This is a genomic window from Prolixibacter bellariivorans ATCC BAA-1284 (genome assembly GCF_000621705.1).
Classification (GTDB): Bacteria; Bacteroidota; Bacteroidia; order Bacteroidales; family Prolixibacteraceae; genus Prolixibacter; species Prolixibacter bellariivorans.
On record NZ_JHXO01000012.1, the window covers coordinates 76999 to 92269 of the forward strand.

Below are 15271 nucleotides of genomic sequence, written 5' to 3' on the forward strand. Positions count from 1 at the left end.
TTGATGAATGACCCTCCTCTTTCAAAATCACAAGGTTTCGTTTCCGTGCGCTCTGCCGTATGGCCAAACATCGATAGCAAACGGCTATTTCTATAGCTGATGAACAATAACATCTTTTAGCAATTATTCAGGAATATTAAAGCAACGTTTTCAATGCATTACAACATCTTCGCAGTAGAATTCTTTCAGTATAAACCGAACGTTAATCATTTATGAGATTTTTTCTTGTTGCTGCTATTTTATTTGTCAATACAGGATTATTTGCGCAGGATATGCCCGATTCAACCTTCCGATTCTCCGGCTTTATTTTCGACAAGGACTCCATTCCTGTTGAAGGTGCCTATGTAATTAACTACCGGACGATGATGGGTATGGCAACAAACCAGGACGGCCATTTTTCGCTAACCTGCCAACCCGGCGACTCGCTGATGGTTTCGCATATTTCCTACAAAAGAGAAATCATCAAGGTAAATAGTTACAATCCCATGGCTTCACCCAAGGTTTATTACATGCATTTTGCAGCTCACGAAATGAGTCCCCTGATTGTTCTGCAGAATCCGAACAACATGAAATACTTTGCCAAAAACATCGACCAGATGAATAAGCAGATTAAAAAGATGGTGCAAAACATCCGGCCGAACACCAATGGCGGTGCCGTTAATATGTCCACCAATCCGGCATTGGGCGGCGGTGTAGGTATTAGTTTCAATTTGGCCGATGTAGCGGCCCTCTTCGTGAAGAAAAAAACACCGGATGAGATCCGACGGGAAAAAGCCATTCACGAAGCACACCGCACCATGATTCTCGATTCCCTTTTGCGGGTGGGTGTTTACCACGAAGGAATAGTCGATAGCATTATGACCACGCGAAACTGGGATTAATCCAATCGCCGTTTTCATTGTCTGCTTTCGGTTCTCTTTTGTATTTTTATTAAAACAACCTGAAGAACAGACTTATGAAAACCAACAACGAATCCATCCGCAACATCGTTGCCCAACGGAAAAAAGCACACAAATTTTACCGCGAAAACTCAAAAGTCTACCAGGCTTTTGTGGAAATGGAACAACGCACCTACCAGGACGGAGCGCTTGAGAAAAAGCACAAAGAATTGATAGCGACCGGCATTTCGGTTGTCATTAACTGCGAGTCATGCATGGAATGGCACATCAAACAGGCTATCGATTCAGGCGCCTCACAGGAAGAAGTTATCGAAGCCATTGAGGTGGGAATTGAAATGAGCGGTGGCCCCGGAACCGTTTCAGCCCGCTTTGCCATGGAGGTGCTGGATTTTTACCTTCACCAGGAGAATGAACGAATCGATCTTACATAACTTTTTAAAAGTTGTCTCCCAAGATCGGAAATTGCTTAGATTTAGACCTGGAAGTACGAATTTAACCTATTGCATATGAAACTGAAGCACCTTTCTACTTTGTATCTGATTGCCTTTTTGCTACTTGGCCTCTTTTCGTGTAAAAACAAACCAACGGCCAAAGAAGACAACTCCGGCCAAATTGCCGTGATGGCTTATTATGCAGGCGATGCCAATAAAATTGACCAGTATAACCTTGGCGAGGTCACACATGTTATCTACAGCTTCCTTCATCTGAAAGGAAATGAGCTGGCCTACGACTCTCCGGAGGATAGTCTTGGTGTAGCGCATTTAGTTGCCTTAAAGGAAAAGTATCCCGATTTGAAAGTCATGGTTTCGCTTGGTGGCTGGGGCGGTTGTAAAACCTGTTCCGAAGTTTTCTCCACGCCCGAAGGACGCGAAGCATTTGCCCTTTCGGTGAAACGAATTCTGGATAACTCCGGCGCTGACGGACTTGACCTCGACTGGGAATATCCCTCCATCGAAGGTTATCCGGGGCATCAATACCTTCCGGAAGACAAAGACAACTTTACCGCCCTGGTAACTGCTCTAAGGAAAACACTTGGCAAAAAAGCCATCATCAGTTTTGCCGCAGGCGGTTTCCAGCAATTCCTCGAAAATTCCATTGACTGGAAAGCGGTGATGCCGGAAGTGAATTACGTGAACCTCATGTCGTATGATTTGGTTAATGGCTACAGCAAAGTAACCGGTCACCACACGCCGCTATATTCGAACGCTTCGCAAACCGAATCGACCGATAACGCAGTGAAATACCTCGAGAAAGCGGGTGTTCCCTCCAACAAGATTGTGATTGGCGCCGCATTTTATGCCCGCGTTTGGAAAGGTGTGAAAAACGTGGATAACGGCTTGTACCAGGCCGGCATTTTCAAACAAGGCGTCGGTTATAACAAGTTCGATTCAATTCTATCGCCCCGGCAGGGTTTTAAAGCGTATTGGGACAGTGTAGCGCAGGCTCCGTACATGTATAATGCAAAAGACAGTTTGTTTGCTACGTATGACGATCCGAAATCGGTAGCCCTGAAAACCAAATACACCATCGATAATCATCTGGGTGGTATTATGTTCTGGCAGCTAGCCAACGATAAAATGAAAGACGGTTTGCTGGATGCTATCTACAAAGCGAAAGAGACGACCGAAAAATAACGCTGAATTTAATTATACAAAAAGGAGACTGTCCAATTAGGGCGGTCTCTTTTTTTTGGGACACTATGCCATAAAACAGGGCCGGCGGAATATCTCGTTTTCCTATAAAATCGGTATATTCATTATCAAACCAACCGAACCGATACATGTCCGACCATTACCGCCAACAATACCGTATTCCTTCGGCCCGGGCCAATTGGTGGGATTACCGCAATGAGGCGGCCTATTTTATCACCATCTGTACTGCGGGAAAAACACATTATTTCGGAACTGTCCGGAATAGGAATATGTATTTGTCGAAATTGGGAGAGATTGCCAAACACGAATGGTTACGCACACCCATGATGCGCCGTGATATGCATATCACATTAGATGAATATATCATCATGCCCAATCATTTTCATGCAATTATCGTTATTGGGGAGAATTCGTTCAATTCCCTGTTAAAACAACAACAGGGCGATCGTAGAGACGCAATGCCTTGCGTCTCCCGCAACGAACGACACAACAAAAGAGACGCAAAGCATTGCGTCTCTACAACGTTCCAATCAGCGTCGGCACAAAACGACGAAGGGGGTGCCAACCGATTTGGACCGCAACAAAAAAATCTGCCTTCCATTATCCGCGGATTCAAATCATCGGTGACACGGCGCGCACGACAAACACAACCGGACTTTGCCTGGCAACCGCGTTATTACGACCATATCATCCGCGATAACAACGATTGGATGCGTATCCGTGAATACATTCAAAACAACCCGGCACAATGGGGACAAACCGATGATGATGACCACAACGAAACACCACCGCGTGTTTGATTAACCCGTTGGCCATGAACAACGCGATCGTAGAGACGTAGCAATGCTACGTCTCTACCACCCCATCAATATAACGTTGTAACAACAAAAAAGCCCCGCAACAACGGGGCTTTTCTTTGGGGCTAATTTTTGGCGAGGGTAATGGTGAGTTTGGTTGTTTCGCCGGAATTGACGGCGACATCCAACAATTGTTCGGCGTAACCGTACTTCGATACCTTCATCTGGTAATTCCCGGGCGTCATTGATTTGATCCGGAAACCACCCTTTTCGGCGCTCTTCTTCGTCACCGGTGCATGGCCATTCACCGGCAACAGCATCAGTTCGATGTTAGCTCCCGTTACCGGTACCAGGGTTTCCGCCTCAACCACTTCGCCTTTCACCGACACAATCTCGGTGCGCGTATCGAGCACCATCCGGGCTCCGCGATACCCTACATAAAAATCAGGTTCCGCCTGCCGAATCATATCCACCAACGTATCGATCTGCTTCAGCGCCTCGTCGGTTTCGTCGAACAACCGGTCACACTCCGACGACTGGTCCTGTCGTTCATTCACCACCGTCCGTTTCACCGGGATAGCTTTGGCAAATGCTTCGATAGCGTCGTTCAACGCAGTTTGCGTTTCGGCTGTGATACCAAACGGCGCCAACTGCTCCAGCAACGGCTCTGCGAGGTTATACAAATTCCGCGAACTGTCACGGACTGTTGCATCTGCTCCCCTCTTCAGGGTGCTTTCGGTGAAATACGCCTCCTTCAGCAACGTCGGTAGTTGGTTCTGACGGGCGTACGCCACCAACCGGGTCGACGTATCATACGCCAGTGTTCCCACCTGCTGCTTCAGCACATTCTTCTCGTCGGAAATACCGGTGATATTCCCCGATTGATTCGCTGAAAAGGCTAACAACCTCGGAATGTTCTCACTCAACGTGGTTTTGTACGTCGAATAATTCGGCAGGCCCGATACCTTGCCCTCATTAGCCGTCAGGTAATCATTCGTTACCTGGTACGACTTCAGTTTAGATAATTTTCTTTGATTCATAATCATCCAAGTTAAATCGAGTTAATAAATAATTGTATAATAGATGACAAACATCTATCCATCCGTCAAGCCGATACGACACAGCATACCCTGACACACATACCTCTTCCATCTCTTAATTACGCTGTATTTAAGTCATTTATCGGGAGAAAATCCGTCCGAAGGAACGGATCTTTGTCTTCTTAAACGGCAAGCTAAAAAGGTTTATTGTCTGCTGATTTTCAAAAACCTTATCCATATCCAAAATAGTAACCCGAAATTTAGCTTTTCATTCGTCCCTATCCCCCAAAAACAAAGGGATAAAAGCTATCACACTTTTGTAAATATTTTTTCAATATTTTTTTCAAAAACAATACAAGAACTCAACAACAGCTAGTTACATCGAATGAAAAACAGACAATATTTATTAAAACAAACACCAACACCATTCATAAAACTGCCTTACACAGCCTATCCAAATCAAAACGGCCATGGATACGCACGGTTCCCCCTCTTATTCATAAACCAAAATCCATTTCATTATTTGTGGCGGGATATAAATCGGCGGTGGTAACACAATTTGATAACCTGATTGACAAACAAAAATTACCGGCTAACAAATTCAACAAACAGGCAATTGATGAAATGTTTGACCGGAAGACCCGGATGAGTTTGATTGAACCATGAAATTGGCTGCTTGCCGAAAGCAGCCTATTTCATGGTTCGAATACCAATTTATGACAAATTAATTCTTGTCATAAATCCTCAGAGGAATATCTTTAAAAGTGCCTTCTGCTTTTCCTGACGAATCCCCGTTTAAGTTAGTGCCGGGAAACGAAAATGATCCGGAAACTCTCGCTTCCGTATAGCCGGTTTCTCCATCCGCCTGACCGTCATGATGCGTACCAATTTCAATCTTTTGCAGTGTCAGGGTACCACCACCGGAAGAACGCACATCTTTAGTACCCCAAAGCGGATCACCCGAGTCAAAATTTGCCGTCACGACCCCGGAAGCAACTTTGTCGCAATTATCGGTATGTGTTCCTGATTGACAATCTAATAACACGCCGTAATCAATCATCGGATAGGTTCCTTCATGCAGGTCTCCATCTGTGATCATCTCCAGGACAATCATGTTTTCATGCCCCTGGGGTACGTCTTCGTTCATTCCTTGAAGGGTTAACGAATTGTGCTTCTCGGTTCCCGGTTTATATTCGAATACGGCTTCGTTCTGATCGGAAACACAGGTTACATCTTCACCGCGTGCGGTAAATTTAATTTCTCCATAATTATCCTCCCCATAAGAAGTTGGAGAAGAATTCTTTGAACAACTGGTCTGAAAGAAAGGGATTGCAACGATCGAAGAAAACAATAAAACTTTTCCAATTTTAATTTCTGAACCTAACATCATGTCACTTCTAGCTTTTTGATTAAGAATTAATTATTATTAAAAATAGGTTTTCCTTGTCGTCAATGAACTCAAACAGTTTGACGTTATTGCTATGGATAAGGTTGCCTGGATAGAAAAATTTTCTTCAAAGATTTTTATTTGGCAGAGAGATAAAAAAGGTTGCTACAATATTGCAACCTCTAAAATGACAAAATTGATTTGGCAGCAACTCCGAACAACGCGCCCGTAGAGACGCAATGCTTTGCCTCTCCTCTGTTTGAATCATCATTATGCAAATGAAAAACCACCGCCCCAATCTGCGTAATCTGGTGAATCTGCGTAATGCCGGCCATGAACGATGCGATCGTAGAGACGTAGCAATGCTACGTCTCTACCAACAGCGCAGCCATTTCAATCCCAGTTCTGAAAAACATGAAATGCCCGCGACAGGGATTCATTCATTTTGTTAAATTTGAAAACATATGCTTTGTAAGGACCACAGACAACCCCAATATAATGAGTAAAAAATACCGAAAACAAAAAGAACCGCCCTTCTGGTTGGTAATTACTATTGTACTTTTCCTGCTTGCCGGGATACTTACATCTGTTATTGGAATAAAGAAAATTGAGAACTACGACCACCCCTATCTATTTGGATTCATATTTGGAGGAATTGGAGCTATTCTGGGAATCATAACCGCTTTAAAATTGAAGCCCTTCATTGCAGTAAACAGAAGACTAAAAAACCAATATTTGCCAACAATAATGTTTATAGCTGTCGGTTATTTTGGTATTGTTCTGTTGATGGGTTCATTGCTTAACCAACATCTATCGGTCGTCGAGCATCGCGGCCGTTACCAGGTAGTCAACAAAATAAGAAGAGAGGCTCACTTCAGAAGCCCGGAGGTTAATTCCCTGTATGTAAATATCAATGGAACTACACGGCGACTACAATGCAAACACGAGTATTTCAACCAGATACATATCGGTCAGAAAATTGATTTGTGGATGTATAAAAGCAAACTAGGATTCGATTATATCAAGTTGCCTTTCGACCATTAATCCTGAACTCAAACAATCCCCAACCCTATTCCCGAACCACGATGACGCAGATGATTGGATTACCCGGATGAAGAAGCACACACAAGCGGCACCATCCCTAAACGATTCGGCAGCACCGCCGAACAGCGCGCTCGTAGAGACGCAATGCTTGCGTCTCCAGCAACGACCATTCAATTATTCCCGGCCTCGAACATGGAAATATTTGAGACGCGATGAATCGCGTCTCTACCAACAGCGCAGCCATTTCAATCCAACAACAACGTAACACGGTAATTTCCATTCAAACAATCCCAAACCAATTCCCGAACCACGATTACACAGATGATTGGATTACCCGGATGAAGAAACACACATAAGCGGCACCATTCCCATTAATTTGCAGCACTCCCGAACAAAGAGCTCGTAGAGACGCAATGCCTTGCGTCTCTTTGTTTTAATCATCATGACGCAAATGAAAAACCACCGCCCCCAATCTGCGTAATCAGCGTAATACCGGTTTTGATAATTAATGCCGGCCATGAACGATGCGATCGTAGAGACGTAGCAATGCTACGTCTCTACCAACAGCGCCACCATTCCAAACCACATTCTGAAAAACATGTAATGCCCGCGACAAGGATTCATTCATTTTGTTAAATTTGATAACAATCAACCTACTAAGACATGGGCATGACCTTATCCAATAAAACCCTCATATTAATTCTCCTATCTGTACTTCCGGTGTCACTGTTGGGACAAACAACCTTGCAATACAGAAACGAAGAAGTTAAAGTCATTAATCAGTTATTATACCAAATCATTGACGGAGAGAGAATACAGAGCTTCAATAAGACAGACAGTACTTTAGTGATTTATTTCAACACCACATTACAATCCGGACTTGACAAAGAGCCATTGCTCAATGACAATTATAAATCGAACGCATTAATTAAAAAATTAAATGGCGTAGGATTACCGCCAAGACAGATTACGACATCCAAAATTGAGAGAATAAAAGGACTTGAAATCATATTCGAAGAAAATCCGAATGATACTGATCTGAATTATTCTTCAAACAGGATTATTGGCACGCTTGATATTTCCAGAATCAGTTTTAACAAAGAACTGACCAAAGGATATTTCTACTACAGTGTTTATTGTGGAGAAGATTGTGGCTGGGGAGGTTTGTTGGAAATTGAAAAGAAAAATGAAACCTGGGAGATTACAAAATATCTATACTCATGGGTTTCATAAAATATGAATCATCACGCATCAGCGGAGACGCAACACATCACGTCTACCCCTGTCTGAACCACAATTACGCAGATGATTGGATTACCCGGATGAAGAAACACACACAAGCGGCACCATCCCCAAATGATTTGGCAGAAGCTCCGAATATGGCGATTGTATGCCGGACATGAACAATGCGATCGTAGAGACGTAGCATTGCTACGTCTCTACCAACAGCGCAGCCATTCCAATCCAACAACAACGTAACACGGTAATTTCCATTCAAACAATCCCAAACCAATTCCCGAACCACGATAACGCAGATTCATGGATTACCCGGATAAAGAAACACACATAAGCGGCACCACCCCAATGATTTTACAGCATCTCCGAACAAAGCTCCCGTAGAGACGCAATGCCTTGCGTCTCTCTTGTTTGAATCATCATGACGTAAATGAAAAACCACTGCCCTCAATCTGCGTAATCTGGTTAATCAGCGTAATCCCGGTTCAGACAATTTTCCCATCCTGCCCTTTCTTATGTTGTTGATAAAAAATTGAAATGCAAGAAGAAAGGATAAATCCAGTTTGTTAAATTTAGGACACGATAAAAGATCAAGTTCATAAAAATATGCGACTACTAAATAAAGAAGAGAAGGAACTATGTAAACGTATCCTCGAAGGAGATGGAAATAATAATTTCATTGGCAATTTATTATATAGTAAACTTTCTGGAGTAACAATTTCAGTTACACGAGAGACACAGGAAGTCAAAGTTCTAATTGACAGAAAAAGCGATGATCCATCAGAAGTGTTAAAAAATGACATGCCGAGAATAAAAGAGATAACAGTGTTGTTGTTAAACGTTGTTAACTTAATAAAGCTCTTAGAGAAAGAGAATTATATAATGCTTTTACAAGTAAGTTCAACACCTTCTAATAAAACTACAACTTTCGGACAAGGAATAGCTGATTCTGTAAAAACATGCATGGAATTTCCTGATCCCGCAATATCAGAATTATTAATTGAATATGTTGACAAAGAAATTTTTGTAACTGAAGAGTTTCGACAATTTTGTGCAAATAAGTATATATCAAGAGACGAACAAAGATTTCGCAAACAGATCTCCAAGACGAACTTCGCATTGAGCCTTACAATTATCGCGCTATTCATAAATACATCATTAAGTGTATTCCCCTTATTAACAGGAAAAGAAAAAAATAGACGAGTACAAACTGATAGTTTGAAACTTGAATTAGAACAAATTAAATCACTCATTGAAAATTTCAAAAAGCAAAGCAATCAAAATGCAGTAAAACTATCAGAAGAACTAACAAAACTGGATGCAACACGAACAAACTATAAAGCAAAAGAGTAGTAGTTGAGCCAATTGAATAATTAATCAAAATCTTCAAACAAAAATCAAGATGTCAATACCTCAAGATGATTTCTATTCCATTTTCCAAGGGGAAGGAGACTTCTACGATGAAATACACTCCTTAGATCAAGAAAAATTTAATGAATGGGTTTCTAACAGCTTTGAAAAAATTGCAACTATAAGTTCATTTAATGAAGTTGCTCCATCAGAGAATACCATCAATGAATTCAGAGAAAGAGGCTATATTCACAAAGAGTCCCAATGTCACTATTCAGCCAAAGCAATTAGTTTACTAAATCCTGAATTTGAATATTGGACAGGATTTATTAACAGGGACGACTACTTGTATCCAATCGTTACACATAGCTTCAATCTATACAAAGGAAAAGTAATCGATCTAGCAAGAGTCGATAAGCATTTAAAACCTCTTGATATTGAAAGTACATCCCTACCTCATGTCTATTACGGAATTAAAATTCCCCATGATTTTGTCAAAAAATACGAGAAGGAAACATTCAATGAGTTTTCGATGGAACCTTTATTAGTTGACTGGTACAAAGCAAATAACGACTAGCAAATTTTGCATTTTGCATTAATAAATATAAATTACATTCTAATCCTAAAAGAAAATATTATGGAAAATACTCAACCCAACCCTAGGCCAAAGACAATAGAGCCCACAATGCCTGAACCAAAAACAGGTTCTCCTAATGATTCTGGCTCTCGACCCAAAAAATAAAAATTCAATTAAAATCTTTAATCATGACTAAATTATATACTTCGTCCAAACCACAAGTCTCCAGACCGAATACGAAGCCTAGTACAGGCTCTCCATCAACCAAAGGCAGTCCTAATGATTCAGGTTCCAGGCCCAGAAAATAAAAACCATTTACGTTTAAACTTAAGAAAATGACTAAGCCAAAATCATCCCCAAAACCCAGACCAATATCTAAACCAAGTAAAATCCAAACGAATGGCAGTCCTAACGACAGTGGTTCACGACCTAAAAGGTAACAAAATTGTATATAACAAGTATAACAATGCCTACTAACATTAAGCCAATGGAAACTTTGTTAGATAGAGAGGTCCAAAAACTATAGATACGAGATTTTCGATCCAACACTTCTAATTCATTGTTATCGTCTTTGTTTTCTTCAATTTGGTTAATTACTGCTCTTGAATATCGTGCTTCATATCCATTTGCAAGAAACCCCCAGTACTGCGAAAAAATATTAACGATAATAGCACATACAGCTAAAATTGCACTAAGCTTTAATAGGATTGTAGGTGTTCCAGTAATCTTCGAACCTTCACTGTTTATGAATCGTAATATCTCAAAGACAATATAAATACATGCTCCAGAAATTGAAATTATCAAAAGGTCAATTCTACGAGTAGAATAAAATTCTTTCTCTTTGGCATTCGCGTAGTGTTGCTCCCAAGCTTTTATTTTCTTTTTCTTTGACATTATTATGGGCTTAATTAGTTTGCAATGATAAAGCTATAAAAAAGAAACCAAGTTGAACGAGCACCCATCTATGTAATCTGGTTAATCTGCATAATCCCGGTTCAGACAAGGGATGCCGGCCTCCAATAATGCGAGCGACGAGACGCAGGCATTGCAACCGGTATGGTCAATGACCATGAAGGAGGCAGGAAAAGAGACGCAAGCATGGCGTCTCTACGGCGGACAAATATCGCCCGTCTCCGGTCATACAAGCGTCGTCTCCGGTCATACAAGCGTCGTCTCCGGTCATACAAGCGTCGTTAATTGCCATACAACGACCGTTAATTGTCAAACAAGCGTCGTTAATTGCCATAAATCGACTGTCAAATGCCATACAAGCATCGTTAAATGCCATAAATCGACCGTCTCCGGTCATACAAGCGTCGTTAAATGCCATAATTCGACCGTTAATTGCTAAACAAGCGTCGTTAATTGCCATAAATCGACCGTTAATTGCCATACAAGCGTCGTTAAATGCAATACAACGACCGTTAATTGCCATACAAGCGTCGTTAATTGCTATAAATCGACCGTCAATTGTCATACAAGCGTCGTTAAATGCAATACAACGACCGTCTCCGGACAAATATTGACCGTCAAATGCCATACAACGGATGTTAATTGATAAAAACGGGCCGTCACCGGGGCAAAAGGCGGTGGTTATGATTATCTCCGGACCGGAATTTTCCTTACAACAAGTTTCCGGAGGCATCCGGGCGAAAAAATCGTGGAAGAATGTATGGGAAAAGTGTAACAAAACAACCTCTCCGGCTGTCTAACGGGGTAACAGGCGGGTAATGAAGCGGCCAGCGGGCCAACAGCTTTTTTCAACTTCTACCTGTTAAATGTTAAAACAAATTGAGTACTTTAGTTCCGGTGAAAGTCGCGCCTTTGGCGGCTGCCAACCGGTAAACAGGGTATATCATAACGACGCAGGTATGACAACATTACTCTTTAACCTTACATGGTTAAAGCATTTTCTCGCGATATTCTTCTTAACCTTTGTTCACGAGGATGCTGCCATACTGGCGGCCGGGTTTTCGCGTGTCGAACATCACGTACCGCTCGTGTTGGTGTATACCGCCGTTTTCACGGGAATTGTCGCCGGCGATGTATTCATTTACCTGCTAGGACATTTTGCCCAAAAGAACGCCTGGCTGCGCCGCAAAATCATTGGCCCCAAGGTAGAACGCCTCCACAACTGGATCGATTCGAACCTGACGAAGGTGCTCATCATGTGCCGCCTCACACCGGGCCTCCTCTTCCCCACTTTTGTGGCCTGCGGCTGGTTTAAAATCCCGCTGGGACGGTTTACCTTGTTGTCGGTTATTACCGGTGGCGTGTACACGTCCATCGCCCTCACGCTGGTGATTGTCTTCGGCGATTTGGTGCTGGTTCACCTGAACTACTGGGCATGGATACTGGTCGCCATCATTGTTATCGTATTCGCCTCTACCAGTCTGCTGAAACCGAAGTTCGCCAAAGTAACCGAACAGGCGCTTAACGACAGCGAGACTCCCTCATTTTTGAAAATGCTGAAAACTTATAAGCCCGGACGGAAAAACAGGCATACCGGGATGCCTTCCCCCGAAGGATTGAAAAAGCTCGTTTCGTTAGCCGAACGCCTTCCCAACGGATTATTTTATCTCCCGGTAGGTTTACGCTGGTTATTCCTGTCGGCACGCTACCGCTCACTGACCCTGCCCACGGTGTCGAACCCGATGATTGAAACCGGTGGTTTCTGGGGCGAGTCGAAAAGCGATATCATGCAGCAGGTGGGCGACGAGCACCAGCAATGGGTGGCCGAGTTCGTTACCTTCGAACGAAACGGCAAGGGCGTGGAGTCCGACTTGCAGACCGCGCTTTCGCTGATGGAAGAAAAAGGGCTGGAGTTTCCGGTGGTGGCCAAACCCGACGTGGGCTGGCAGGGCTACGGCGTGCGCCTCATCGAAGAGCACAAACACCTGCTCCATTACCTGAATGAATACCCTACCGGGGAAAAGCTGTTGCTGCAGCGCCCGGTGCAACACGACGGCGAAGCGGGTATCTTCTATGTCCGCTATCCCGGCGAAGAACACGGGCGGGTGATATCGGTGACGTTGCGCTATTTCCCGTATGTGTATGGCGACGGAACTTCGACTTTGCAGGAGCTTATCAGGAATAATCCGCGCATGAAAACCCGCGCCGAATATTACCTGGGCGGGAAAACCGAGCACATGAGCCTCGAGAAGCAGTACCTCGACATGGTACCGGCCGAGGGCGAGCTGATTCGGTTGTCGTTTATCGGTAGCATCCGCGTAGGCGGTCTCTACCGCGATGCGAGTCATCTGATTACACCGGAGCTGAGCGAACGCATTGACGCGATCGCGCAAAGCATGCCGGAGTTTTACTTTGGCCGCTTCGATATGCGCTTCGAGTCGACCGAACAGCTGCAACAGGGCGAAGGATTCTCCATCATCGAAATCAACGGTGCCGGCTCGGAAGCCATCAGCGCCTGGGACCCCGAGGTTTCCATTTTCAAACTGTACAAGGCGCTGTTCAAATCGCAGAGCCTGCTTTTCAAAGTCGGCGACCTGAACCGTTCGCGCGGGTACAAACCCATGACGGTTATCGATTTCCTGAAAGCCGCCAAAAAACAGAATAAACTGATTGATCAGTATCCGCCGGCGGGATAGGAAAACACTATTTTGCATCGAATAACTGCAATAATGATATGAAGAGGTCAGAACATGACCTCTTTTTTTATTTCTATTTCGATGTAGTACGGGGAACCAATAGTGTAGCGGTCAGGATATGCCTCGGTATTCACCCCTCTGTCCCCTAAAGGGGATTTGGAGCCGCTGCAAATGGCGAGCGAATCCATATAAAGGAACGGCATTCTTTTCCCAGATGAGTGATGAGGCTTCTTATTTTATTCGAACCCTGCCACAATGAATGGATAAAGTCCCCTTTAGGGGATTAGGGGTGTTGGAAAGACGATAAACGAACGCTAACCAATATCGGGTGAAAAACACGTTATACAACATATTCTGCCCCACAAGAAAATTTCTAAAATTTTCATTTCTCTTCGTTAACCGGATAAATATTTATTATATTTGACATAAGCGCGTAGCCGGCAACGGATTGTCGTTCTCCCGGCCGCCGACCAAACTAAACAAACAGCGATATAATTTTCCTCGCATTTTACAACAATACAGGATAATCATATTGCTATATTCCATTAACACTAAAACACAAACAAAATGACCAACAAAAGAACCTTTAAAATGATGCTGCTTTTCGTAGCTATCCTGTTTACGTTTAGCAGTTGTAAAAAAAATGAAGTCGTTCTGCGAACCGGCACATTACAAGTAACCTTTGTCAGAGACGCGAGCTCCTTACCCAATCTCAACTATTACGTTTCTCCATCGGACAATGCAACATATGCGATATCCGGACTTGATATCAATTTTGAAAAACGCATTCTTACCATAAAAAAACTGAATCCGGGAAATTATTATTTAGTATATGACACCCCTTACGAGACACAAAGAGTGTTGTTTCAAATCCACTCGGGTGAAACAACGGAACTTACTCGGGAACTATAATTCAGTCGCTTACAAACCAATGGTATTGTTTCTCATTTGCTCATCAACTCACTAAACAGATTATACGAAGTCCCCTTTAGAGTCTCGAATATGTAAATACATCAGGATAGGGGTGTTGGAAAGCCGATGAACGAACGCTAACTACTATCGGGTGAAAACACATTCGCAACAGATACTGCCTTTACAACACAATTCTTAAAATTTCCTTAGCCATTCCTTATCCGGATAAATATTTATTACATTTGGGATGACCGCATTACCGGTAGTCGATCATGATTGCCAGGCAGCGAACCAAATTGATTTACGAACGATACCTTTTTCCGGCTATTCCTGTGTAACAGGAAATACAGCGGACAATCGTATTGTCATGTTCAATCAACATTAAAACAGTGATACAATGACCAACAAAAGAATGATGAAAATGATGCTGATTCTCGTAGCCATCCTGGTTACTTTCAGCAGTTGTCAAAAGAACGAAGTAGCCCTGAGAACCGGTACTTTAAAAGCGACCTTTACCGTCGGGACAGGCTCTCTGCAGAGTTTCGATTACTACATCACCTTGTCGGACAATAATTCGCCCCAGATAGAAGGGCTCGATGCCAGGATGGATCAAGGGGTTCTCACGGTCAAAAACCTGAACCCCGGAAATTATTACCTGGAGTATAGCTACCCGAACGGGTCGTCTTACCAATCGGGCAAGATATTATTCCAAATCCATTCCGGCCAGACCACCGAAATAAAGAAGCAATTCTAAACACATTATAAACCA

The 15271-nt window shown here is 43.0% G+C and carries 17 protein-coding genes; 12 read left to right on the forward strand and 5 right to left on the reverse strand.

Annotated features, from left to right (window positions below):
• Positions 1 to 212: 212 nt before the first annotated feature.
• The 4 genes from T426_RS0116715 (at position 213) to T426_RS0116730 (ending at position 3351) form a co-directional block, all read left to right on the forward strand.
• Positions 213 to 881, forward strand: a complete 669-nt coding sequence (locus tag T426_RS0116715) for a carboxypeptidase-like regulatory domain-containing protein (protein WP_025865942.1) — start codon at positions 213 to 215, stop codon at positions 879 to 881.
• A gap of 74 nt (positions 882 to 955) precedes the next feature.
• Positions 956 to 1330: a carboxymuconolactone decarboxylase family protein gene (locus T426_RS24095; RefSeq protein WP_025865941.1), complete on the forward strand. Its 375-nt coding sequence runs from the start codon at positions 956 to 958 to the stop codon at positions 1328 to 1330.
• A gap of 75 nt (positions 1331 to 1405) precedes the next feature.
• Positions 1406 to 2533: a glycoside hydrolase family 18 protein gene (locus T426_RS0116725; RefSeq protein ID WP_027585995.1), complete on the forward strand. Its 1128-nt coding sequence runs from the start codon at positions 1406 to 1408 to the stop codon at positions 2531 to 2533.
• A gap of 146 nt (positions 2534 to 2679) precedes the next feature.
• Positions 2680 to 3351 (forward strand): transposase, encoded by a 672-nt coding sequence (locus T426_RS0116730; RefSeq protein WP_025865940.1) that lies wholly within the window; start codon positions 2680 to 2682, stop codon positions 3349 to 3351.
• A gap of 122 nt (positions 3352 to 3473) precedes the next feature.
• Here the strand turns inward: T426_RS0116730 and T426_RS0116735 are convergent, their stop codons facing one another.
• Together T426_RS0116735 and T426_RS0116745 are read right to left on the reverse strand one after the other, a co-directional pair.
• Positions 3474 to 4388, reverse strand: a complete 915-nt coding sequence (locus T426_RS0116735) for a carboxypeptidase-like regulatory domain-containing protein (protein WP_159103382.1) — start codon at positions 4386 to 4388, stop codon at positions 3474 to 3476.
• 724 nt (positions 4389 to 5112) lie between these two features.
• The gene (locus T426_RS0116745) at positions 5113 to 5778 is read right to left on the reverse strand and encodes a hypothetical protein (protein WP_027585996.1); all 666 of its coding nucleotides are present in this window, start codon (positions 5776 to 5778) and stop codon (positions 5113 to 5115) included.
• Between the two features lie 495 nt (positions 5779 to 6273).
• On the opposite strand from T426_RS0116745, the gene T426_RS0116750 reads away from it, so the two are divergent.
• Entirely contained in the window at positions 6274 to 6819 is a 546-nt protein-coding gene (locus tag T426_RS0116750) for a hypothetical protein (protein ID WP_148303852.1), read from the forward strand.
• A gap of 505 nt (positions 6820 to 7324) precedes the next feature.
• On the opposite strand, the gene T426_RS26225 is transcribed toward T426_RS0116750, so the two are convergent.
• Positions 7325 to 7447, reverse strand: a complete 123-nt coding sequence (locus tag T426_RS26225) for a hypothetical protein (protein ID WP_262502912.1) — start codon at positions 7445 to 7447, stop codon at positions 7325 to 7327.
• Positions 7448 to 7482: 35 nt separating this feature from the next.
• Between T426_RS26225 and T426_RS0116755 the strand changes: the two genes are divergently transcribed.
• The 4 genes from T426_RS0116755 to T426_RS0116765 all read left to right on the forward strand — a co-directional run bounded on the left by T426_RS0116755 (position 7483) and on the right by T426_RS0116765 (position 9982).
• Positions 7483 to 8052, forward strand: a complete 570-nt coding sequence (locus T426_RS0116755) for a hypothetical protein (protein WP_025865936.1) — start codon at positions 7483 to 7485, stop codon at positions 8050 to 8052.
• A complete protein-coding gene (locus T426_RS25825; protein WP_036985012.1) occupies positions 8040 to 8222 on the forward strand; it encodes a hypothetical protein in 183 nt (60 codons plus the stop codon). Before T426_RS0116755 ends, T426_RS25825 begins: the two co-directional genes overlap by 13 nt.
• A 439-nt stretch (positions 8223 to 8661) precedes the next feature.
• Positions 8662 to 9408, forward strand: a complete 747-nt coding sequence (locus T426_RS0116760) for a hypothetical protein (protein ID WP_025865935.1) — start codon at positions 8662 to 8664, stop codon at positions 9406 to 9408.
• 49 nt (positions 9409 to 9457) lie between these two features.
• Positions 9458 to 9982 (forward strand): hypothetical protein, encoded by a 525-nt coding sequence (locus T426_RS0116765; protein ID WP_025865934.1) that lies wholly within the window; start codon positions 9458 to 9460, stop codon positions 9980 to 9982.
• 429 nt (positions 9983 to 10411) lie between these two features.
• Here T426_RS0116765 and T426_RS0116770 read toward each other — a convergent pair whose 3' ends face one another.
• Together T426_RS0116770 and T426_RS25830 are read right to left on the reverse strand one after the other, a co-directional pair.
• Positions 10412 to 10876: a hypothetical protein gene (locus T426_RS0116770; protein ID WP_025865933.1), complete on the reverse strand. Its 465-nt coding sequence runs from the start codon at positions 10874 to 10876 to the stop codon at positions 10412 to 10414.
• Positions 10877 to 11042: 166 nt separating this feature from the next.
• Positions 11043 to 11312, reverse strand: a complete 270-nt coding sequence (locus T426_RS25830; protein ID WP_153637623.1) for a hypothetical protein — start codon at positions 11310 to 11312, stop codon at positions 11043 to 11045.
• Between the two features lie 448 nt (positions 11313 to 11760).
• Between T426_RS25830 and T426_RS25265 the strand changes: the two genes are divergently transcribed.
• The 3 genes from T426_RS25265 to T426_RS0116800 all read left to right on the forward strand — a co-directional run bounded on the left by T426_RS25265 (position 11761) and on the right by T426_RS0116800 (position 15256).
• Positions 11761 to 13590 (forward strand): VTT domain-containing protein, encoded by a 1830-nt coding sequence (locus T426_RS25265; protein ID WP_025865515.1) that lies wholly within the window; start codon positions 11761 to 11763, stop codon positions 13588 to 13590.
• 567 nt (positions 13591 to 14157) lie between these two features.
• On the forward strand, positions 14158 to 14502 hold the full coding sequence (locus tag T426_RS0116795) for a hypothetical protein (protein ID WP_025865514.1): 345 nt from the start codon (positions 14158 to 14160) through the stop codon (positions 14500 to 14502).
• 397 nt (positions 14503 to 14899) lie between these two features.
• Positions 14900 to 15256 carry a hypothetical protein gene (locus tag T426_RS0116800; RefSeq protein ID WP_025865513.1) on the forward strand — a complete coding sequence of 119 codons (357 nt, stop codon included), beginning with the start codon at positions 14900 to 14902 and terminating at the stop codon, positions 15254 to 15256.
• The last annotated feature ends 15 nt before the right edge of the window (positions 15257 to 15271 follow it).

What these genes read in the sequence shown, in the direction of transcription:
- T426_RS0116715 (WP_025865942.1), top strand. Translation starts at nt 213, where the DNA reads ATGAGATTTTTTCTTGTTGCTGCTATTTTATTTGTCAATACAGGATTA.
- T426_RS24095 (WP_025865941.1), top strand. Translation starts at nt 956, where the DNA reads ATGAAAACCAACAACGAATCCATCCGCAACATCGTTGCCCAACGGAAA.
- T426_RS0116725 (WP_027585995.1), top strand. Translation starts at nt 1,406, where the DNA reads ATGAAACTGAAGCACCTTTCTACTTTGTATCTGATTGCCTTTTTGCTA.
- T426_RS0116730 (WP_025865940.1), top strand. Translation starts at nt 2,680, where the DNA reads ATGTCCGACCATTACCGCCAACAATACCGTATTCCTTCGGCCCGGGCC.
- T426_RS0116735 (WP_159103382.1), bottom strand. Translation starts at nt 4,388, where the DNA reads ATGAATCAAAGAAAATTATCTAAACTGAAGTCGTACCAGGTAACGAAT.
- T426_RS0116745 (WP_027585996.1), bottom strand. Translation starts at nt 5,778, where the DNA reads ATGATGTTAGGTTCAGAAATTAAAATTGGAAAAGTTTTATTGTTTTCT.
- T426_RS0116750 (WP_148303852.1), top strand. Translation starts at nt 6,274, where the DNA reads ATGAGTAAAAAATACCGAAAACAAAAAGAACCGCCCTTCTGGTTGGTA.
- T426_RS26225 (WP_262502912.1), bottom strand. Translation starts at nt 7,447, where the DNA reads ATGAATGAATCCTTGTCGCGGGCATTACATGTTTTTCAGAATGTGGTT.
- T426_RS0116755 (WP_025865936.1), top strand. Translation starts at nt 7,483, where the DNA reads ATGGGCATGACCTTATCCAATAAAACCCTCATATTAATTCTCCTATCT.
- T426_RS25825 (WP_036985012.1), top strand. Translation starts at nt 8,040, where the DNA reads ATGGGTTTCATAAAATATGAATCATCACGCATCAGCGGAGACGCAACA.
- T426_RS0116760 (WP_025865935.1), top strand. Translation starts at nt 8,662, where the DNA reads ATGCGACTACTAAATAAAGAAGAGAAGGAACTATGTAAACGTATCCTC.
- T426_RS0116765 (WP_025865934.1), top strand. Translation starts at nt 9,458, where the DNA reads ATGTCAATACCTCAAGATGATTTCTATTCCATTTTCCAAGGGGAAGGA.
- T426_RS0116770 (WP_025865933.1), bottom strand. Translation starts at nt 10,876, where the DNA reads ATGTCAAAGAAAAAGAAAATAAAAGCTTGGGAGCAACACTACGCGAAT.
- T426_RS25830 (WP_153637623.1), bottom strand. Translation starts at nt 11,312, where the DNA reads ATGGCATTTAACGACGCTTGTATGACCGGAGACGGTCGATTTATGGCA.
- T426_RS25265 (WP_025865515.1), top strand. Translation starts at nt 11,761, where the DNA reads ATGTTAAAACAAATTGAGTACTTTAGTTCCGGTGAAAGTCGCGCCTTT.
- T426_RS0116795 (WP_025865514.1), top strand. Translation starts at nt 14,158, where the DNA reads ATGACCAACAAAAGAACCTTTAAAATGATGCTGCTTTTCGTAGCTATC.
- T426_RS0116800 (WP_025865513.1), top strand. Translation starts at nt 14,900, where the DNA reads ATGACCAACAAAAGAATGATGAAAATGATGCTGATTCTCGTAGCCATC.